Origin of the sequence: Prevotella marseillensis, assembly GCF_900625065.1 — a bacterium.
Lineage (GTDB): Bacteria > Bacteroidota > Bacteroidia > Bacteroidales > Bacteroidaceae > Prevotella > Prevotella rara.
On the sequence record NZ_UYXY01000001.1, the window covers coordinates 1709901 to 1731679 of the forward strand.

At 41.7% G+C, this 21779-nt stretch carries 17 protein-coding genes and 1 tRNA gene; 14 read left to right on the plus strand and 4 right to left on the minus strand.

Annotated features, from left to right (window positions below; genetic code table 11):
- Positions 1 to 17: 17 nt before the first annotated feature.
- The 8 genes from EJL04_RS07200 (at position 18) to EJL04_RS07230 (ending at position 5766) form a co-directional block, all read left to right on the plus strand.
- Positions 18 to 1040, plus strand: a complete 1023-nt coding sequence (locus EJL04_RS07200) for a lysylphosphatidylglycerol synthase transmembrane domain-containing protein (RefSeq protein ID WP_053399257.1) — start codon at positions 18 to 20, stop codon at positions 1038 to 1040.
- A gap of 289 nt (positions 1041 to 1329) precedes the next feature.
- Positions 1330 to 1470 (plus strand): hypothetical protein, encoded by a 141-nt coding sequence (locus tag EJL04_RS16340; protein ID WP_164511703.1) that lies wholly within the window; start codon positions 1330 to 1332, stop codon positions 1468 to 1470.
- A gap of 32 nt (positions 1471 to 1502) precedes the next feature.
- Complete coding sequence (locus EJL04_RS07205) at positions 1503 to 2000, plus strand: hypothetical protein (RefSeq protein ID WP_241209958.1); 498 nt, start codon at positions 1503 to 1505, stop codon at positions 1998 to 2000.
- 577 nt (positions 2001 to 2577) lie between these two features.
- Entirely contained in the window at positions 2578 to 3810 is a 1233-nt protein-coding gene (locus tag EJL04_RS07210) for a sigma-54 interaction domain-containing protein (protein ID WP_021853481.1), read from the plus strand.
- Positions 3811 to 3884: 74 nt separating this feature from the next.
- A complete protein-coding gene (locus EJL04_RS07215; RefSeq protein WP_053399317.1) occupies positions 3885 to 4400 on the plus strand; it encodes an LptE family protein in 516 nt (171 codons plus the stop codon).
- A gap of 18 nt (positions 4401 to 4418) precedes the next feature.
- Positions 4419 to 5177 carry a tetratricopeptide repeat protein gene (locus tag EJL04_RS07220; RefSeq protein WP_125105318.1) on the plus strand — a complete coding sequence of 253 codons (759 nt, stop codon included), beginning with the start codon at positions 4419 to 4421 and terminating at the stop codon, positions 5175 to 5177.
- 6 nt (positions 5178 to 5183) lie between these two features.
- Entirely contained in the window at positions 5184 to 5597 is a 414-nt protein-coding gene (gene secG, locus EJL04_RS07225; protein WP_021853484.1) for a preprotein translocase subunit SecG, read from the plus strand.
- A 92-nt stretch (positions 5598 to 5689) separates the two neighbouring features.
- Positions 5690 to 5766: transfer RNA gene (locus tag EJL04_RS07230), tRNA-His, on the plus strand.
- A 680-nt stretch (positions 5767 to 6446) separates the two neighbouring features.
- On the opposite strand, the gene EJL04_RS07235 is transcribed toward EJL04_RS07230, so the two are convergent.
- From EJL04_RS07235 to EJL04_RS07245, 3 genes are all read right to left on the minus strand, one after another.
- The gene (locus EJL04_RS07235) at positions 6447 to 7604 is read right to left on the minus strand and encodes a lipocalin-like domain-containing protein (RefSeq protein WP_125104516.1); all 1158 of its coding nucleotides are present in this window, start codon (positions 7602 to 7604) and stop codon (positions 6447 to 6449) included.
- Between the two features lie 944 nt (positions 7605 to 8548).
- Positions 8549 to 9535, minus strand: coding sequence for a type II toxin-antitoxin system antitoxin SocA domain-containing protein (locus tag EJL04_RS07240; protein WP_125104517.1), 987 nt, complete (start codon positions 9533 to 9535; stop codon positions 8549 to 8551).
- A gap of 2 nt (positions 9536 to 9537) precedes the next feature.
- Entirely contained in the window at positions 9538 to 9885 is a 348-nt protein-coding gene (locus tag EJL04_RS07245; RefSeq protein ID WP_125104518.1) for a toxin, read from the minus strand.
- Positions 9886 to 11330: 1445 nt separating this feature from the next.
- Here EJL04_RS07245 and EJL04_RS07250 point away from each other — a divergent pair.
- Positions 11331 to 12545, plus strand: a complete 1215-nt coding sequence (locus EJL04_RS07250; RefSeq protein WP_125104519.1) for a tyrosine-type recombinase/integrase — start codon at positions 11331 to 11333, stop codon at positions 12543 to 12545.
- A gap of 260 nt (positions 12546 to 12805) precedes the next feature.
- Here EJL04_RS07250 and EJL04_RS07255 read toward each other — a convergent pair whose 3' ends face one another.
- Complete coding sequence (locus EJL04_RS07255) at positions 12806 to 14092, minus strand: IS1380-like element ISBf11 family transposase (protein ID WP_125103926.1); 1287 nt, start codon at positions 14090 to 14092, stop codon at positions 12806 to 12808.
- Between the two features lie 326 nt (positions 14093 to 14418).
- On the opposite strand from EJL04_RS07255, the gene EJL04_RS07260 reads away from it, so the two are divergent.
- The 5 genes from EJL04_RS07260 (at position 14419) to EJL04_RS07275 (ending at position 21772) form a co-directional block, all read left to right on the plus strand.
- On the plus strand, positions 14419 to 15060 hold the full coding sequence (locus EJL04_RS07260) for a transcription termination/antitermination NusG family protein (RefSeq protein ID WP_241209959.1): 642 nt from the start codon (positions 14419 to 14421) through the stop codon (positions 15058 to 15060).
- A gap of 1034 nt (positions 15061 to 16094) precedes the next feature.
- The gene (locus EJL04_RS16345; protein WP_164511730.1) at positions 16095 to 16247 is read left to right on the plus strand and encodes a hypothetical protein; all 153 of its coding nucleotides are present in this window, start codon (positions 16095 to 16097) and stop codon (positions 16245 to 16247) included.
- Between the two features lie 374 nt (positions 16248 to 16621).
- Positions 16622 to 17356 (plus strand): hypothetical protein, encoded by a 735-nt coding sequence (locus tag EJL04_RS07265; protein ID WP_125104520.1) that lies wholly within the window; start codon positions 16622 to 16624, stop codon positions 17354 to 17356.
- 1663 nt (positions 17357 to 19019) lie between these two features.
- On the plus strand, positions 19020 to 20558 hold the full coding sequence (locus tag EJL04_RS07270) for a lipopolysaccharide biosynthesis protein (RefSeq protein WP_125104521.1): 1539 nt from the start codon (positions 19020 to 19022) through the stop codon (positions 20556 to 20558).
- A complete protein-coding gene (locus tag EJL04_RS07275) occupies positions 20555 to 21772 on the plus strand; it encodes a Coenzyme F420 hydrogenase/dehydrogenase, beta subunit C-terminal domain (RefSeq protein WP_125104522.1) in 1218 nt (405 codons plus the stop codon). The genes EJL04_RS07270 and EJL04_RS07275 overlap by 4 nt, the downstream gene beginning before the upstream one ends.
- Positions 21773 to 21779: the final 7 nt, after the last annotated feature.

A 21779-nucleotide genomic window follows, 5' to 3' on the forward strand; every position in this document is an offset into this window, starting at 1 on the left:
AACATAAAAGATTAAATATGAAAAAGAAATATCAGAACGCATTTTTTGTGTTCGGAATAGTTGTGCTCATCATCATGATAACACAACTCGACTTCAAACAGGTATGGGACGGCCTTCAGCATGCCGGCTACTGGTTTTTCGCCGTTGTGGCCTTATGGGCCTTTCTGTATATATTCAATACCGCCACATGGTATATTATAATAAGGAGCGGCTCTGACGAGAAGCCCAAGATCAACTTCTGGTGGCTCTACAAGATTACCGTTTCGGGCTTTGCCCTCAACTACGCCACGCCCGGCGGACTCATGGGCGGCGAGCCTTACCGCGTGATGTCCTTGTCGCCTAAGATAGGCACAGAGCGTGCCTCGTCGTCGGTCATACTTTATGCCATGACCCACATATTCAGCCATTTTCTGTTCTGGCTGCTCTCCATCCTGCTCTTTCTGCTCACCGAGAAGGCAAACTTCGTAACGGGCATAGTCCTTGCGCTCTCAGGCGCATTCTGCATCCTCGGCGTATGGTTCTTCATCAAAGGCTATCAGAAGGGCATGGCCGTAAGGATAATGAACCTGATAAAGCACATACCGGGCATAAAGAAACGCTCGCGCAACTTTATCGACAAGCATAAGGAACAGCTCGACACCATCGACCGCCAGATAGCAGCACTTCACCGTCAGAACAAGAAGTCGTTTGTCTCTGCCGTAATGCTCGAGCTTGTCTGCCGCTTCCTTTCTGCATTCGAGATTCTTTTTGTACTGCGCGTCCTCACACCGGATGTCAGCTTTGCCCCATGCGTGCTTATCCTGGCTTTCACCAGTCTTTTCGCCAACCTGCTGTTCTTCATTCCCCTTCAGCTCGGTGGCCGTGAGGGTGGCTTCATCATGTCCACCGCCAGTCTCGCCATGTCTGCCAGCGCCGGCATCTTCGTAGCCCTTATAGTGCGCATCCGCGAACTCATCTGGACCGCAATAGGACTGCTTTTAATAAAGCTCGAGAAGAAGAACACAGGAGAAGCCGTAAGCGAGAAAATCAAGCAACAATAGCCCGGCTTTTCAAGTGAAAAACGAAAAGTGAAGAGTGAAAAAATAAGTTCGACGTTAGTCAATCCAAATGCCAAGTATTGATAATACCTACAAAGCATATGAAATTCCTAACAGGACTTTGCATATGTTTTTCACTTCTTAATGTTTATTTTCGTAAGAATTGTTGTTATAACATTTAATTTTATTTAAAAAAGCTCATTGTACGATTTATATTATTGCTTTTATTATCAAGATAAAGCACAAAATGCTATCTTTGCCAAAGGAACAAATATTTATATCAAGTTAAATAATGGGACAGAAAATGCAACATTCAGATAAGCCAAGTATGGGAAATGTAAAACATTCCCCTAAAGACAAGTTTGTGCTTAATGATGTCTCAAAAGAAGAATTAGAAAAAAGAAGAATACCGATATATTCTTATCTTTTATAATGCTGGAAAGCGCTTATCCGTTTCTATTTATAATGAATTTAAAAGATGAAGCAAACCAAGATGGTTTGCTTCAAGTAAAACTTTATAGATTCAAATCGACAAAATCAAAAATCACTTACATTGTTAGAGTCGAAAAATATATGTACAATATATACGCTGTAAAGTTTTATCCTAAAAAGTATAAAGACAGCAAAAACAAATACCGTATAGCAACAAACACTTTTGAGCCAAGAAGAATAATAAATACATGTATAAATATTATGCTTTCAATTTATAAAGAAGACACAATGGCTTCTTTTGGCTTTATCGGAGCTAATGGTTTAAATGAGAATAGCACAAATTGCACGAAAAGATATAGAGTGTATTCCAAAATAATGGCTACATACTTTAGCAGTGAGAGATTCTATCACAAAGAAAACAAGGAGAAAAGTGCTTATATGCTTATCAACAAGAAGTCTCTACACAAAGATGAAAATCTTATATCTAAAATAGAATCATTTTTCATGGAACAATATGATTACTTTGATTAAGCTTCATGAGATGAGGTATATAAAGCATGAAAAATTGTCTATTGGATTTTTACTTTTCACTTAACTTTCGTAAGGCATTGTTTAATTAGCTAACGCTGAAGTTATGATGTAATGCCACATAGGAAGTAATCAGATTGCAAATCTTTATACTTTATTCCGGCGGAGCGCAGATCCGCCGGCACAATAGCAACGTAGTGCGTGCACTTCGTCGATTATTGTCAATTGTATCACATTGAATAGAATCAACAATGCAACTGGTATAAGGCGATGTCAAATAGGAAGTAATCGGATTGAAAAATCCTTACATTAAATTCCGGCGGAGCGCAGATCCGCCGGCACAATAGCAACGTAGTGCGTGTACTTCATCGATTATTGTCAATTGTATTACATTGAAAAGAATCAACAATGCATTTGACTCTAACTCCTAGCTCACCTTCGTGAGCGATAACTACTCTAACTCCTTTAACTACTCCAACTACCGACAATCCCCCTCAAAGCACATGATATAACTAAAATTACATTAAAAATGCAATGCATCGGTGTTATATAAAATAAATTATGTAACTTTGCAGAATAAATGAACACTTCTGAATTACAGAAAGTAAAACAGCGTTATAATATCGTCGGCAACTGCGACGGATTAAACCGCGCCATCGATGTGGCCATGCAGGTCGCACCGACCGATCTCTCTGTACTCATAATCGGCGAAAGCGGTGTGGGTAAAGAGATTATTCCACGTATAATACACGACAACTCTCCGCGACGCCGCGAGAAATATTTTGCCATCAACTGCGGATCTATCCCCGAAGGCACGATAGACAGCGAACTGTTCGGCCATGAGAAAGGCTCATTCACCGGTGCCATCGGCGAGAGCGAAGGCTACTTCGGCGTTGCCAACAAGGGTACAATATTCCTCGACGAAGTTGGCGAGCTGCCAATGGCCACACAGGCACGATTGCTCCGCGTTCTCGAAACAGGCGAATACATACGCGTGGGAGGACAGAAGATAATGAAGACAGACGTCAGAATTGTCGCTGCCACCAACGTCAACATGCGCAAGGCCATCAGCGAAGGCCGTTTCCGCGAAGATCTGTATTACAGGCTCAACACCATTCCAATACAGATTCCGCCGCTGCGCGACCGCGGTGAAGACATTCTGCTGCTATTCCGCCTCTTTGCCATGCAGATGGCTGAGAAATATCATCTGCCCAAAATAACCCTTTCTGACGAGGCCAAATATATAATGCTTAAATATAAGTGGCCCGGCAACGTAAGACAACTGAAGAACATCACAGAACAGATGTCCGTGTTAAGTCAGGAACGCGAAATAAGCGGCGAGGCAATACACAAGTTCATCCCTGAGGACGCCGAGAGCACACAGCTGGCAACGATAAGCTCGCCCGGAAGCCACTCTTACGAGAGCGAACGCGAGATTTTATATAAGATTCTTTATGAGCTACGCGGCAACGTAAGCGACCTGCGCCGCGACATGAACAGTCTGCGCAAACAGCTCGACGCTGCACGCAGCGCCACGGTAGACACGTCAGCCTCTAACCTGCCGTCTATCATTACAGACCAGCCGTCGGCAACCATCAGCTCACCCGCACGCACAGCGGCACCGACCGTACAAGACGCCGTGGCTGAAGAAATATCAGAGCCCGAAAGTCTTAATCTTGAAGACATAGGACGTCAGATGGTTGAAAAGGCTCTCGAACGCAATGGCGGCAACCGCAAGAAAGCGGCTCAGGAACTTGGCATTTCCGACAGAACATTATACAGAAGAATAAAGCAGTACGGACTGGAGAAATAATGTCCTACGGCCAACGATATGACAAGAAGCTCATATTAAGCAACAAACATTTACAAAGCGGCAACAAACAACTTATGCGAATCAATCATATAAAGACAGCACTATTAACCGTCATGATGCTCCTGCTGGTGTCATGCAGCGTGTCATATAAGTTCAACGGAGCAAGTATCGACTACACCAAGACCAAGACAATACAGATAGCCGACTTCCCCATCCGCTCAAGCTACGTATGGGCTCCCATGGCCAGCATCTTCAACAACCAGCTTAAGGACGTGTTCGCCAACCACACACGCCTCATTCAGGTAAAGCGCAACGGCGACATGAAGATTGAAGGCGAAATAACACAATATTCGCAGCGCAACAAGGCCGTAACGGCTGAAGGTACATCGGCACAGGCAGAGCTGTCGATGACGGTGAACGTAAGATTTACCAACAATGCCAACCACAGCGAGGACTTCGAAAAGCAGTTCACTGCCACGTCTACATTCGAGACTACACAGTCGCTCAACTCTGTTCAGGAAGAACTCGTAACACAGATGGTTGAGGACATCACAGATCAGATATTCAACGCTACAGTAGCAAACTGGTAACAAGCAGACCATATGAACATAGACCTCGAGCAGCTAATAAGGCATCCGGAACAGATGGACAAGGAAACGCTCTACGACTTGCGTTCCCTCCTTGCTCTGTATCCCTATTACCAGCCGGCCCGTTTGCTGTTACTGCAAAACCTGTATCTTCTTCACGACCCTTCGTTCGACGAGGAGCTGCGCCGCTCTGCCGTCTACATCACCGACCGCAAGGTGGTGTTCAATCTCGTGGAGGCTGCACACTACAAGCTGCGCACCACACAGCAGGAGAAGAAGACTGAGAAAGACAATAAGAAAGAGGCAGAAGGCGGCAACAGAACCATATCGCTCATAGAGCAGTTCCTCGACACCATACCCGAAGACAAGAAGGAAGAGGAAAACAAGGAGCGCAAAAAGAAGCGCAAGCCCACACCTGCCGACGCTGCCATCGACTATGTGGCCTATCTGCTTGATACTGAAGGCGACACAGACGACACACAGCAGCCCGTCATGAAGGGACAAGACCTCATAGACAACTTCATCAACAACGAGAACGGAAAAATAGAACTGAAGGACGAGCCCGAATATGTGCCTGAAATAGAGGACAACGACAAAAAAGAGGGCGACGAGAACTATTTTACCGAGACTTTGGCGCAAATTTACATAAAACAAGGCCGATATTCAAAGGCATTGGAAATTATTAAGCGTTTAAATTTGAATTATCCAAAAAAAAATGCTTACTTTGCAGACCAAATCCGATTTTTGGAAAAACTGATAATAAATAATAAATATAAATAAAAGAAAATGTATACATTATTCGTAATCTTAATCGTGCTGGCAGCACTGCTCATGATAGGCATCGTGCTGATCCAGGAGTCTAAAGGAGGAGGACTTGCGTCAAACTTCTCATCATCAAACCAGATCATGGGTGTGCGCAAGACCACTGATTTCATTGAGAAAACGACATGGGGACTTGCAATAGCCATGGTTGTTCTCAGCGTTGTATGCGCTTATGTTGCTCCTAAGGCAACAACATCTGAGAGTGTTATCGAGAAGGCTGCAACAGAACAGCAGCAGACTAACCCGACAAACCTTCCCGGATTTGGCGCTAGCCAGACACAGAAGGCAGCTCCGGCTAAGGCTGGTAACAATGCTCAGAAAGCTGACCAAAAAGCAGCTCCTGCAGCGCCTCAGGCTCCTAAAACACCGGCAAATTAAACAAAAAGCAAAAAAAATACGGGATTTATTTGGTAGTTTAAAATAAATCCCGTACCTTTGCACTCGCTTTAAGACATTAAGCAACTAACACGGTGGATGTAGTTCAGTTGGTTAGAGCGTCAGATTGTGGTTCTGAATGTCGTGGGTTCGAGCCCCACCCTCCACCCCAAGCGGAATTCTTAAAAAGAGTTCCGCTTTTTTGTTATTAGAGGTTGAAGTAATTCATAATTGGATTAAACCGAACGACGTTTCATAATTAGCTGCGCTGAACCACGTTTCACAATTAGCAAACACAGAAATGGATTTCATAATTGGATTAAGCAAAACCCCAAACCACGTTGCATAAGCACTACGTTTGGTAATGTGCCGGCGGATCTGCGCTCCGCCGGAATTAAATATAAGGATCTCTTGATCCGCTAAAAGTACCGCTATATTATGAAAGTGAATAATGACAAACGAAGTTCTACGTTAGTCAATTCAATGTTTTACTACAAGAAATAGGAAGTAATCGGATCATAGATCCTTATATTTAATTCCGGCGGAGCGCAGATCCGCCGGTACATTACCAAACGTAGTGATTATGAAGTTATGATAAGAATCAACAATGCATATGACTCTAACTACTAGCTCACCTTAGTGAGCGATAACTTCTTTAACTACTTTAACTACCAATAATATTAGCGCCTGTTTTTTCACTTTTAATTTTTCATCTTTAATTGCGCTTTGCGCCTGCTTTTCGTTCTTCACTTAGAAAAAGCTCCTTTAACTACCGAGAAACAAAAGCCTCCCCACGGGGGAGGTTTGGTGGGGCTTTCACTCTTTAATTGCGCTTTTGCGCCTGCCTGCTTTTCACTTAATTTCCACTATTTCCCTTACGAAGAACACGCCGTCGTAGTCTTCGGCGAAGCCGGTGTCCCATTTGCCGTTATATTCCAGTCGCAGAGTTACGTCTACAGGGTTGCCGTTCTTCTGTCCTCCCGTTATCTTGTCGTACATATCCTCCAGGCGACCGGTCTTGTCCACTATCCAATATTCGTCATCCGTCCCGTCGGGCCTGAAGGAGCGCACCTCATGAGCCAGACTCATCTCGCCCTTCATCGTGTAAAGCACATCGCGCGACAAGGTGCTGTCAGGCTCATCACATAGCGTTACGCTGTTTTCGTCGAACAGAGGAGCATCCTGACCAATCTCTACAAACACCACCTTGCCCGGATGGCCGTCGTACATCTCAAAATATCTGCTTCCGCTGTTGCCTACGCCCCATCCGTTGCATGTCGATGCCACAGGCTCCGTCTTCATAAGCTCATCCGTTGCCTTGGCATAGTCGCCGTCAGGAACCATCACGTAGCGTTTCACGCCCTCGCGCCCCGACTTCACCTGCTTAAACTTGCCCGGCTGCTCCTTGTCCCATTCTCCGGCCTTCTCAATGGCGTCTATCACCCCGTTGATGTCATTGCCGTTGATGCTGAACACCTGAATAAGCCTGTGCGGCCTCTCGTCGCCGTCTCTCACCATCACGATGCCCGGAAGCAGCGGATCGGCCATCAGTCTTATCTTATCGTTACGCTGAACCCTCAGTTTCATCCCGGCTCCTTTCAGCTCACGCCATTCAAAGCCGGCATGTGCAGTACGCTGCACCCTTCTGCCTTTTATAGGCTCATTGATAGCCGACTTGCGCACATACACCACCTTGTTCATGCGCCTTTCAAGCGTCAGCGTGTCTTTAGCTACGTCGATAATGCGCAGCGTGTCAGAGAAATTTATCGTCTGTCCGTTGCCGATGCTCTCTCCGTCAAGTATAAGGCAGTCGCCTTCAGTCCTCCAGTAACAGTATCTCAGCGTAGCCATGCCGATAGACTCCGCGCTGCCGTCGTCGTTAAGACACATGCCCCGCATATATGCTATTTCCTTAGGCACCTGCTCAATCCAGCATCCCGTCAGGTCTGTTTCGCATCTTCCTGCAAGCGGACTAAGCATCAAAGCCGCCAATAAAACTATCTTTTCCATCTTTTCCTCCTTATTCTATACGTTAATAAACTTCTACGGCACAAATATATGAAATAATTGATTAGCAAGAAGCGCCGTTAAGATTTTTACTCTTTAATTGTCCTTTTTCAACAGAAGCCCATCTGGCTTTTGCACCAGCTCTTCGTTCTTCACTCTTCACTTCCGTCAAGCGTTTTGACTTTTCACTTTTAATTTTTCATTTTTAATTGCGCTTTGCGCCTGCTCTTCACTCTTATCTTTTCACTTAAATACGCACTACGTTTACTATTGACTCTAACTCCTATAACTACTTTAACTACTCTAACTACCAGAGTTAAGAAGATATGAAAGCAAGCACTACGCCGGCACATAACATTTTAAGTGAAGAACGAAAAGAGAAGAGTGAAAAATCCAATTGCAAACGTAGTGCTTACAAGTAGAAACCACAATACATTTGGATTTTTCGTTTTTCACTTTTAACTTTTCACTTTCGTAAGACGCACTACGTTGCTATTGTGCCGGCTGATTTGCAATCTGCCGGAATTGAATATAAGGATCTTTGATCCGATTACTTCCTATTTTGTCATTGCATCATTTATACTTCACCTAAATCAGCGGTACTTTTAGCGGATCAGGAGATCCTTATATCATATTCCGGCAGATTGCAAATCAGCCGGCACATTAGTCTTGTTGGTTATTATCGATCGTAACACATTGAAAAAATCTACAAGGCATATGACTTTAACTCCTATAACTACTTTAACTCCAAATGACAATACCCAACAAGGCAATTGGATTTTTCACTTTTAATTTTTAATTAGCTAACGCAGAGCTGCGCTTGCGCCCTCATTCCGCGCCTGTTCTACTCTTTCGTAAGACGCAGGCAGAATTTACGGGGAAAAGATGGCTGAAGGCATGGATACGTAAAATAAATAAGCCAGATATGGGCTAATGCCTAATTTGAATTAAATACCCTTCAAAAAAAATGCGTATTTAAAATCAATATATGCATGTAATCCGTTGTTATCTATCCACGCTAATTCATCATGACTTTTACGTGATATAGATGCTGCATTGTCATTTTTAAATGCATTATAAACTTTTTCCAATACCTCCATTTGTTCATTCGTAAAACATGATAAATCACACGAAATATCAGATACTAGCTTATTTCCTATATATCCATTTTTAACTTCTACTTCAATTTGCTTTATGTCATCTAATAATGCATACACCTTATCCCATCTGTCAGGCACAGGCCCATATTGTATAGCCTTAAATTTCAATCCTGTCAGTGCCTGTCCATTTTCTCTATAAGACAAGAAATCTGTATAAAACAACAACTTGTTCATTTGAGTTACAAACACCCCGTTAAATTTCTCGATGAAAAACAATATTACATTTTTCAACCTACTTAAGGACAACATAGCATAACCATTATACTTATTACGTCCTTGGTCCCCATAAATCAAACTACATAATATTCCGTCCATGAAAGACCTGCTCTCATAGTCTTCCAGACGCTTCTTTATTTTCTGATACTCGTCGTCAGACAGAACACCTATTGCTGCATCCACAAACGTCTCAAACGTTCTTGGAGATTGTATAGCTTTCAATACTCGTCCGTTTGCCAAACTTGGCATTTCTCCATTTTCATATAAACGGTATTGGTTATCTCCAAAGCCTAAAATCTTAGACATCTTCGATGCCGACAATTCATATCTGCTCCTTATATCCTTTATTTCATCCGGGAAAGGAATCCCGTGTCTGATACGATAAGCATTATATATCTGAGATGTATTTACAACATCCATCTGAGTAGTAGTGAATGTTTCTTCAGTATCCACACACTTATAATATATATATGTGTATTCAAACTCTTCTTTACGAAAAACAGCCTTTCGGGTTTCAGTAAGGAAAACAGCATCCCCTCCGGTAAATGGACTTCTCATAATTATTTAAATTTATATCTAATTTCTTGTTCGGCAATATGAAAAGATATGCAAATTGCACTTGAATTACTTACTCCCATAGATATTTTAATATATACATCCCTACTCTTTACGTCTTTACCAAACACCCACATTTCTCCTTTCTTATTTAAGGTGTCTTTTATTGGTCCGTCAACATAATCATTAGCTTCAAGTTGCATTATTATATCTTCCCTGTATTTAGGAGTTATTTCCAGATCTAAGAGCGTTTGTAAATTTTTACCTCTGTCATCACGAAAAACAAGTCCAAAAACTTTTACTTTTTGGTTGAATTGAGAAAGAAAATGTTCTACTTCTTCTTTTGTAGCCATAAACTATTTGCATTTGCCGCAAAAATAACGATTTAGTTTAATATATGCAAGTTTTTACGCATAAAATCAACTTTAAAATTGAGCAACAATCAACTTAAACACAAAGTTTAGCATCGGCTAATTAATAAAAATGGAAGTTAGCGGAATATTTTAGAAGTTAAGGAGAAGTTCCTTGAGCGTAGTGCAAAAAGACATATGCCTTGAAGGGTATTGTCATTTGTAGTTAAAGTAGTCTACAGACAGAAAGGCTGTAGGTTAGCGATAATATAATTAAATTGATATGTCGGTATATCTGTAGCCGTGGGTGATACACCCACGGACAACAACACAAAACACGATCACCAGAAGTGGTGCTACTATTGTTATTATGTTACTTCCTTGCTTTTTATTATGTTCTTTTATTTGCTCAAATATAGCACCACTTCGGGTGCACGCATTGATTGGACTTTAATCCGTGGGTAATGACCCACGGTTACTGAAGTGTAGCCCTTCGGGCTATAAGTTCGTATTAACCTTTGTTCCGGCGGATCTGCGCTTTCGAGTCGGGAGTTAAAGTAGTTACAGGAGTTATCGCTCACTAATGTGAGCTAGGAGTTAGAGTCATATGCATTGTTGATTCTTGTCGCAAGCACTACGTTGCTATTGTGCCGGCGGATCTGCGCTCCGCCGGAATTGAGTATCAGGATCTTTGATCCGCTAAAAATACCGCTGTATTATAAAAGTGAGTAATGACAAACGAAGTTCGACGTTAGTCAATTCAATGTTTTACTACAAGAAATAGGAAGTAATCGGATTAAATAAATCCTTATACTCAATTCCGGCAGATTTTTCGCTGTGCTCAACAACTCGTGCAAATCAGCCGGCACATTAGCCTTGTTGGTTCTTTTCGCAAGCACTACGTTTGCATTTGACTTTAACTCCTATAACTACTTTAACTCCTTTAACTACCGAAACAAAGGATATGAAAGCAAGCACTACGTTGCCATTGTACCGGCGGATCTGCGCTCCGCCGGAATTGAGTATTAGGATCTTTGATCCGCTAAAAATACCGCTGTATTATAAAAGTGAGTAATGACAAACGAAGTTCTACGTTAGTCTAGTCAATGTTTTACTACAAGAAATAGGAAGTAATCGGATCATAGATCCTTATATTTAATTCCGGCAGATTGCAAATCAGCCGGCACATTAGTCTTGTTGGTTATTATCGAAGATTAATTCTATTGACTGTCGGCTGCACTCGGCATAACCAAATGAGATTTGCTTCTGCTCTCACTTGCACGACAATTGCAAATCCGCCGGCACATTAGTCTTGTTGATTATTATCGCAAGCACTACGTTTGCATTTGACTTTAACTCCTATAACTACTTTAACTACTCTAACTCCTACCCCCATTATTTATTTGTTAATTTCCCAATCATATATTTTATATTAAAAAACATTTACCATGACTACAGTAAGACTAACATTCAGGATGGCGGCTGACAGCAGTCGCAAAGGCACATTGTATTTTCAGATTATACACCGTAATACGGTTAAGACACTCAGCACCAGATGCCGCATCTTTGCCGACGAATGGGACGAGCCCAACAGCCGCATATTCATCATGTCGCCGGTGTCTGCCAGACGTACAGCCACGCTGCTCGGCATACGCAACAGGATCAGACACGAGATGCAGCGGCTCAACGGCATAATCAGCAAATACGACTGCAGCGGACTGCCTTACAACACTGCCGACATCATCCATTGCTACCGCAACTCTCAGCCGGCTGTCAACCACTCGCTGTTCGCCTTCATGCACCGACATATCCGCATGCTCAGTGCCCAGGGCAGACTGCGCACCGCCGACACTTACCGACAGACGCTCAGCAGCATCACCACATTCCGCAACGGCGCCGACATCAGCCTCTCCATGCTCACCGCCCCGTTCGTCGAGTCGTATGAGTCGTGGCTGCGCTCCCGTCGCCTTTGCCGCAACACCACGTCGTTCTATATGCGCATCCTGCGCAGCGTCTACAACAAAGCCGCGGCCGAAGGCATCGTCCCTAAGGGCAATCCCTTTGCCACAGTCTACACGGGTGTCGACAAGACCTCGCGCCGCGCCGTCAGCCTTGCCGACATCAGCCGCATCAAGGCTCTCAACCTCGCAGCCCACACCCCACTTGCCTTTGCGCGCGACATGTTTCTCTTCTCGTTCTACATGCGCGGCATGTCGTTTGTCGACATGGCGTTTCTGCGCAAGAAAGACCTCAGCAACAACTACGTCGTCTACAGCCGCAAGAAGACCGGGCAGCAGCTCACCGTCAGATGGGAGCGCCCCATGCAGGCCATCGTCGACGCCTACGGCCCTTCTTCCACACAATATCTCCTTCCCGTCATCGTCCGTGAAGACGGCACCGAGCGCAGCCAGTATCTCAACGCCATGCTCCGCGTCAACCGCAACCTCAAGAAGATAGGCGTCATGGCAGGCATCCCCATTCCGCTCACCATGTATGTTGCGCGCCATTCGTGGGCCACGGCTGCCAAGGAAAAAGACATCTCCATAGGCATCATCAGTCAGGCAATGGGCCACGACTCCGAGAACACCACGCAGATATATCTCGCATCCATCAAGACCGGGAAAATAGACGATGCCAACCGCGACATCCTCAATGGTATCTGAATAAATATTTAGGGCTGTATGTTCAAAACGACTTACTCTTACGAAGAGTACATCTAACGTTGCAAATTTACGAATTTATTTTTTATTACCCTCAAATCCGCAACCGCCCTCATAAGATGACACAGAGGTCAAAAAGGTAGCGACACTGTGGCAAAAGAGGGTGCAACGCAGCAAAAATCGCCACAAAGACGCATTAAATCCCCTTACCCCACCATGCGACTTGAGGCAATACGCAAAATCACGACCATAAGTTGTCGGTGTCATCCAAAGTCATTCTGGAACACATCAGCATAAGCGTTGTTGCATGAATAGATATTCAGCACATACTGCCTTGATGTCCTGACCCATTTGGCTGGCACAGAGATGAACTTGAAGACAAACGCCTTGATGCGGCTTGTTGCTTTGAGTCCGAACCTCTTCACGTCAAGCCTCGCCATGATGAATTTATAGAAGTTGCGTATGAGTGCCGTAAGCAGAAGAAACACCGTGTTTTCTCCCATGAAGGATTTTGGAAGCCTGTTCCAGCCGAATCCGTTATTCATGTCATCGAAGATGCGTTCCTTCCCTCCACGGAGGTTATAGAATTCGACAATCTCTTTCTCGGAAGACTCGTAGTCATTTGTAAGGATGCAGCGGTAGGTGTATTCTCCTTCCCACAGGTCGAGTTCGCCGTCTATCCGCTTCTGTCTTTGAATCACAAGACGGTATGCCTTCCCTTTCCATTTCTCGATGAGAATGGAGGCCAGCTCAAACTCAATGCCGCCCAATTCCACTTTCTTCCAACCTCTGAGGGCAAAGATGTCATTGTAGAGCGAACTGCATCGGTTGGCACGGATATAGAAGGTCTTGCAGTGTTTAGCAATCTCTTCCACTATCTCTTCAGAACACGAGCCGCAATCAGCTCTGAAACGGTTGATAATAAGCTTGTTCTGTTCAAACCTTTCAAAGAACCTCTTCAGCGTGTCCTTCTGGTGGAAACGGACATTTGTGTTGCCGTCGCTGTTCTCAATGCCGACAATCAAGTCGCCAATAACCGCCACGCCAGGGTGATAACCAAGGAACTTCTTGTATGTAGGCTTCGCATCATACTTCTCAGCCTCTATGAACTGGTGGTCGAAGTCAACGTCATACCCCTCGCCCTCTTTCAGTTGCCCTGTGGACAATAGGCAATTGAGGAGCAGTGTATTCAGCTTGTCTGCCGTGTTGAAGTCGTAGGTCTTGCCAGTGTCGGATGTGTAGGAAATGTTATCCTGGGTCAGTTCCTTTATGGCTCTGAGAATCGTGTCGGCACTGCATGTGCGAAGTGTCGGATGAAGCGAGAGGTGGTACATCAGATGAGTGGTGACATCCTCTATGCATGAGCCGCCACAGAAATAAACGCTCATAAGCGAACGGATGATTTCGCTGTATTGATAACCATACAGCCTGCATCTCATACCGAGGGTTGAGTCGATTACAGATGAGAGATTGGAGTCAAATTGCTCCATTATTGAAAAAATTCCTCCAAAAGGAGAGAGTTTCTCAGATTTTATTGCTACCTTTGCCATGTCTGTCGGGTTTGATACATATTTTGATTTGCAACACTAAGATAGGTGAAAAATCTGACATAGCAAAATCCTGAGCAACTTTTTGTTGCTCAGGTACTTATAAAATAAGTTAAACTAAAATGCTGCGGAATTTAGGTATTACCAATATTTTGCCGATAAAAATAGTGTTTATTCATGTTTACAAAATTGTTACAATATGAACTTCTGTGAACCAAATTTATGTCATATTGATTCTTATTCTCTGATTATCAAATATTTAGCAACGTTAGATGTACTCTTCGTAAGAGTGAGTCATCAATTTGTTGAGCTAAGCAGACGAGACTATTATGGATAGTAATACACCGATGCATGTTAAAAGTCCGACGGTAACACCTACCGACGGCGCCGTAGGCGTGCCAAAAGCAGCCAAAAACGGCAAACATTGGTATATAGCCGTCGTAAACAACAACTCCGAAAAACTTTGTTGCGAGAGGCTTCTGGCACGCATTGCGTCGCAGCCTGACAGCGAAAAAGACTATGAGGTCTATGTGGCAGCGCAGAAGGAGATGCGCACATGGCGCAACGGCCGCCGCAAGCTCGTAGAGCGCATCATCTTCCCCACCCTCGTCTTCATCCGCTGCACCGACCTCATGCGCCGCAAGGAGATAGTGTTCCTGCCATACATCAAGCGCTTCATGGTCAACATAGCCGGCAGTCCCGAAAACGGCCACCGCCCCGTTGCCGTCATCCCCGACCAGCAGATGCGCAGCCTTATGCGCATGGTCAGCGATGCCGATAGCGACGTAACCATCGACCCGCGCCCGTTGCGCCGTGGCGAGAAAGTACGCGTCAACGGAGGCAAGCTCATGGGCCTCGAAGGCTATGTCCTTCAGTGTCCCGACAACAGCACCAGCCTCGTCATCGACATCGGCATCCTCGGCAGCGCCAAGGTCTATATATCGCGCGACCTGCTCGATCCGATAGAGTAACAGAATCGTCATAATAAACACCACATATATCATCATATCTCCAATTAATTTCAGAACTTAACCGTAAAGGCGGGCAATATCAGTCAGGTAAAAAATACACCGGACACACATCGCCCAAAGCTTCATCGGCAGGATAACACCCCACTCCATTAGCTACAGACTGTGCAAAGATATAGCCACTCTGAACATATTTCACCATTTTGTCCCCAACGGGACAAAAAAGTTGCTAACGCAACGCTATATAAGTGAAAAATTAACAGTGAACAGATGGCAATAAAAAAATAAAAAGTAAAAATTAAAGGCTAAAGAAATTACTCGCAATCACTACCTACGTTTGCTAATGTTTGGTATAAAGTTATGATGTAATGCCACATAGGAAGTAATCAGATTGCAAATCTTTATATTCAATTCCGGCGGAGCGCAGATCCGCCGGTACGAAAGATTAGGAGTTAAAGGAGTTAAAGTAGTTATCGCTCACTAAGGTGAGCTAGGAGTTAGAGTCATATGTAAACATAGTGCTTGCGAAAAGAATCAACAAAGCATATGACTTTAACTACTATAACTTCTTTAACTACTATAACTACCGATAAAAGCGCAGATCCGCCGGCACATTACCAAACGTAGTGATTATGAAGTTATGATAAAAATCAACAAAGCATATGACTTTAACTACTATAACTTCTTTAACTACTATAACTACAGATGATAATCCCCGTCACAAAAAGTTATGATAAGAATCCACGAAGCATATGACTTTAACTACTATAACTTCTTTAACTACTATAACTACCGATGATAATCCGCCGGCACCAAAAATGATATTGTGTAAATTCAATTATACAACAATGAAAAATTTAGAATCAGCCGAAAAGAAGGCACGTCTGTTAACCACAGTGGTTATCGACAAATTAGTTAAGTCAACCTGCCGCAGCTGCAGGACACTAGAAACAGAGCTGCATGTACGTCACGGATTCATTAAAGCAGTCTAAGACAACAACCTGAAGTCTGGCGACAGCCTTACCTGCATCCAGCTGTTGGCCGCCAACTCGATAATAGTAGACGGCTACAAGCGCAGGATAGAAAACTATCGCCTCATCAAGTCGCCACAACAGCAGGCAGAACAAGAAAAGCTCAACGAGTGGCGCAACTACTTCACACAGCTCATCACACAACTCACAAGAGACTGAGGTGCAAATAAAGAGCCCCACCAAACCTCCCCCGTGGGGAGGCTTATGTTTCGATTTTTCTAAGTGAATAACGAAAAGCAGGCTTGAGCAATTAAAAATTAAGAAAGTTAGTCCTGATGCTAAGGCCTTGCCTTCAACAATATACAAATCACAATATTGCAAGAATGATAAATCTGGCGTAATAACATGTCAGCAGTACAGAAAAACAAATACATCATATAACATTAAACCGACTAACTCTTAATATCAATCATCGACATCGGTTAATTCATTCTTACTGACTATTTTCTGCTGACCCGTTGCGGCTGACGCCATAGTAGATGTTTAATGCCCTCCACAGCCGGGAGGGCACAAATAAAACAAAAAGAAAAAATATGTTTGACACACTGTCCAGGCAGTTTAAGGAACTACTTAAATTTCCCTTTATCCACAAAATACGTAACGGCTGCAAGCACTATGCCGGCCGCTATCTCGACGGAAAGGCCTATTATTACTACGACGAGCATGCCGACGGCCGCGTCTATGAGGGCAGCTTCTATTATCTGGGCAAATATTATTACCACCCTCACGGCAAGACGACCGACTATGTCAGCGGCACCTATCTGCACAGCAGCAAGCATGGCCGCTGGAAGTTCCATCATAAGCGCCATGGTTCCAACAAGCTGCTCTACGTCGACTATTTCGAGGGCCGTCACAATGGCATCTATAAGTATAAGTCATCCGGCAAGAACGGCAGAAATGCCGTTGACAATCTTCTCTTAGTGGAAATGAGCGACGGTCATCCCTGTGGTGCCATAAACGGTCATTTCTCCGGCGAGATCTTCACCGGCCGCTGTGATGCCGAAGGCCGTCCCGACGGCACATGGACCATGGATCTTTCGCATACACCGGAGTGCCGCACCGACTATGAAGTATGGGATCACGGCCATCTTACCGAGTCATACACCATCGACCTCACCACCGGCACCAGAAAGTCTAACGACAACAGCATACTGGCCTTCCTCAGAAGTTTCGTCTATTACGAGTGTCTCCCTATGGAGCGCCTCATCACTAAAGGCTCAATCGCCTGGCGCGGCAACTTCAAGACGGAAGAGGAAAAAAGAGAATAGCAGCCCAGGCGAAAAGAACCAACAAAGCACATGGATTTTTCACTCTTCACTTTTCACTCTTCACTTCCGTCAGGCGTTTTTCATTTTTAATTCACCCTGTTATAGGCTAGTAACCTGCTCTATAAACTCCTTACGCGCGCGCCCGAGGAATATAAGTGTTAATATCCATTTTGGATGAGACAAAAAACAAATATTATATAAAAGTTACGAAACCTACTTACCACCCTATCACACCCTAATGCCTGTTTTGTCGTAATTTCGGAACCATTATCTGGTGTAAGTCGTTGATAATAAATGATATAAGATAATGCGTGATGATGAGGCGTATACCACTGCAACCTTATAGGCAAGGTTGTCACTTTTATGCGAAAACATGCCTAAAAAAGCGAGTAAAAAAACGTTAACAATGTTAATATCCAAATTTTGGATGACAAAAAATTAACATTCATTATATGTTGAAAATCGACTAAAATGCGCAAAAACGTGATAAGGTTACAGTAAGGTGATTATGCCCTCAATATGTAAAGATAAACTATTAAGAATAGAGGTAAAAAAGAAGGACAGATGCAGAATCCGGATAGGAGTTAAAGAAGTTAAAGTAGTTATAGGAGTTAGAGTCAATAGCAAACATAGTGCTTGCGAAAAGATCTAACAAAGCGATTGGATTTTTCACTCTTCACTCTTAACTCTTCACTTCCGTCAGGCGTTTTTCACTTTTAATTTTTCATTTTTAGTTGCGCTTTTGCGCCTGCTCTTCACTTAGAAAATACTACTCAAACTACCGAGAAGCAAAAGCCTCCCCACGGGGGAGGTTTGGTGGGGCTTTTTAATTCACGCAGTGACAGGGTTACCACCTATTTATAAACTTTTTATATTATATACGCGCAAAAAAAATAAAATGAATATATATACATGCCGATAATTTATTTTATTGCATATATATATAAAGTTTTGAAAACAGCTTACCACCCTATCACTCTTACAGTGCTCTGGAAGGCAGAAAATGGCATAAGAAACAAACGTAACATGCATATATACAGCGACTTGCATCTGTGCGGTTGTCCTTTGACAGAGCACTGCAGGCTTTAATCACTACCTGTAGCAAAAAACGCGAAAAAGTCCAAATCTTTTTTGAAATAAAAAAATAAAACCGAAAAATAAAATGTAAATATTTATTTTCAAAATCTTTTTCAAAACCGAAAAAAGATTTTCTGATATAGAACAATAAATGTTGTATAACGAACAAAATATATACAACCTTACCACAAGGTGATTATGCAGCCTACATGTAAAGATAATTTACTAGCAACAGAAGTAAAAACGAAGTTATGATAAGAGACCACAAAGCACATGGCTTAACTTCATAACTCCCGAAAAGCAATCATTTCTACATAGAAAATCATTGTTTTTCTCCTCAAAACTCACTGAGTTTTAACTCGCAAATCAACACGTTATGAAAGAAATAACAATAGCAAAAAATAGATTCAAAGCTCTATGATACAACATTCAATAGGTACAATCAACAGCATTATAATTCAAAAAATGCAATGGTATTTAATTTTTAACTTGTAACAATTCATTTCCGCTAAAACGTTTAACTTTTAATTTTTAATTAATAATTGCGCAAGCCCGATTGTACTTTGCGCCTATTTTATACTAAATAATGACTGATACTACACAAAATAACAAAAGAATAGCAAAAAATACATTATTGTTGTATTTTAGAATGCTACTTACAATGGCAATCACTCTTTACACATCACGTGTCGTATTATCAGCACTCGGTGAAGTTGATTTTGGTATATACAATGTTGTTGGAGGATTTGTTACAATGTTCACCGTAATTAGCGGTGCGATGACGACAGCTACGCAAAGATTTTTATCTTTTGAAATAGGTAAGAAAGAAAAAGGTAATGTAAGATCAATGTTCTCAACAGCTGTGATGATTCATCTGATATTAGGTGGAATAATTTTAATTTTGGCGGAAACATTAGGAACATGGTTTTTAAACACCCACATGAATTTTCCTGCAAACCGTTATGTTGCAGCAAACTGGGTGTTTCAGTTTTCTTTATTAACGTTTATAATTAATGTGGTGAGTGTTCCTTACAATGCTGCAATTATAGCTTATGAAAAGATGAAAGCATTTGCTTATGTCAGCATTGTAGAAGTAACATTAAAGTTGTTAATAGTTTATTTAATTATTATTTCTCCTATTGACAAATTAATTCTTTATGCTATATTACTTGCACTTATTGCTGTTACAATCAGAATCATATATGGAATTTATGCTAAACGAAATTTTCCTGATTGTGTCTTCGACTGGAAGTGGAATAAAGAGTATGGCAAAAATGTAATGTCTTTTGTAAGTTGGAATCTTATTGGTTCATTAGCTGGCGTGGCGAAAGAGCAAGGTATCAATGTACTTTTAAATATTTTTTTTGGTGCAGCAGTTAATGCAGCTAGAGGTATAGCATATCAAGTTTCAAATGCCATGAACGGTTTTGTTAATAATTTTCAGTTGGCCATGAATCCACAGATTGTTAAATCTTATGCATCCAATGAAAAACATGATATGTTTAAATTAGTTTTTAGAGGAAGTAAATTGTCATATCTTCTTTTATTAACTATGTCTCTACCAATAGTATTGGAAGCGCCTTTTATTCTTGAAATTTGGCTAAGAAATGTGCCTGAATATACGGTAATATTTCTGAGACTCGTATTGATAACAGCATTGATAGATTCATTATCTGGCACATTAATTACATCAATGCACGCTTCTGGGAAAGTGAGAGATTATCAAATAATGGTAGGAGGAATATCATTGTTAACATTACCAATTGCATATTTGTTTTTAAAGATTGGGTATCCACCTTATTCTGCAATGTTTGTAGGAATTTTTATTTCTATTGCATGCCATTTTGCAAGACTAATACTTCTGAACAAAACAATAGGTTTACCAATTACAATGTTCATCAAGACAGTAACTCTACGTGTTTTCATAATTTCTATTCTTTCATTAATTATTCCAATAATTGCATTCCTATTAATAAAAGGAAATTCATGGTTAACATTCATTGCTATATGTATTATATCATTCATGTCAACAATGACTATTAGCTATTTATTAGGATTAAGTAGAAACGAAAAACTATTTTGTAAAAATAAAGTATTAGAAATAATAAACAAGATAAGAAAATGAATATATCTAATATACATGACTGTTATGGCTGCGGAGTCTGTGCAGTTGTTTGCAGTCAAAAAATTATAGAAATCAGTTTAAATAGTGATGGTTTTTATGAACCAAATATAACCGATGCATCAAAGTGTACAAACTGTGGTTTATGTGTGGATGTTTGTGCCTACAGTCATGATGAATTAAGCGTTAATAATTCACCTTTAAAGAGTTACGCAGCATGGAGTAAAGAGCCGGCTGTGAGACGCAAATGTTCTTCTGGTGGTGTCGGTTTTGAAATAGGACGTTACTTAATAAATCAGGGATATAAAGTTTGTGGTGTCAGATACAATGTTGAAACAAATCGTGCGGAGCATTATATAGCCACCAATGATACAGAACTTATACATTCTATTGGTAGTAAGTATATACAAAGTTATACTGTAAATGGATTTAAAGCAATAAATAGAAAAGAAAAATATCTTGTAACAGGAACGCCATGCCAAATAGACTCTTTTAGAAGATATATACGCAAATTTAAAAAAGAAGATAATTTTGTGTTGCTGGATTTTTTCTGTCATGGAGTACCGTCTATGCTAATATGGGATAAATATGTGAAATGGGCTGAAGCAAAAGTGGGTAAACTTACGTACATTTCATGGCGTAATAAGTTTATCGGTTGGAAAGATCCATTAACAATGTCAACTGATGATATGAAAGAGATTGAATCAGTGAACTGGCATGACTCATATAATTTATTAATGAAAGGGAAAAATGATTTTTTTAATTCACGATTATCACAAGGTGATATGTTCTATCGATTATTCCTAAGTGATGTATGTTTAGGTAAGGCCTGTTATGATAAATGTAAATATAAATATGATAAATCTGCTGCAGACATACGAATAGGAGACTTGTGGGGAAAGACTTATTCTAAAGAAGATAAAGGTGTTAGTTGTGCTATTGCTTTTACAGAAAGAGGTAACGATGTATTAAAACAATGTGATACGCAATTAGTAACTCATAAGTTTGAAGTTGTAGCTGAAGGGCAGATGAAGGAAAATGCTCACAAGAACAAACAAAGGGAAGTCATATTGAGTAAGTTGCAATGTAAACAAAATGATATTATGTCATTTAAAAAAGTTCTGAACAAAATCGCATTAACACGTAATTTTAATAGTTTGTTAAAACATCCTCGTTCATCAATGATTGGGATTTTAAAAATTATATTTACCAAATAATTATACT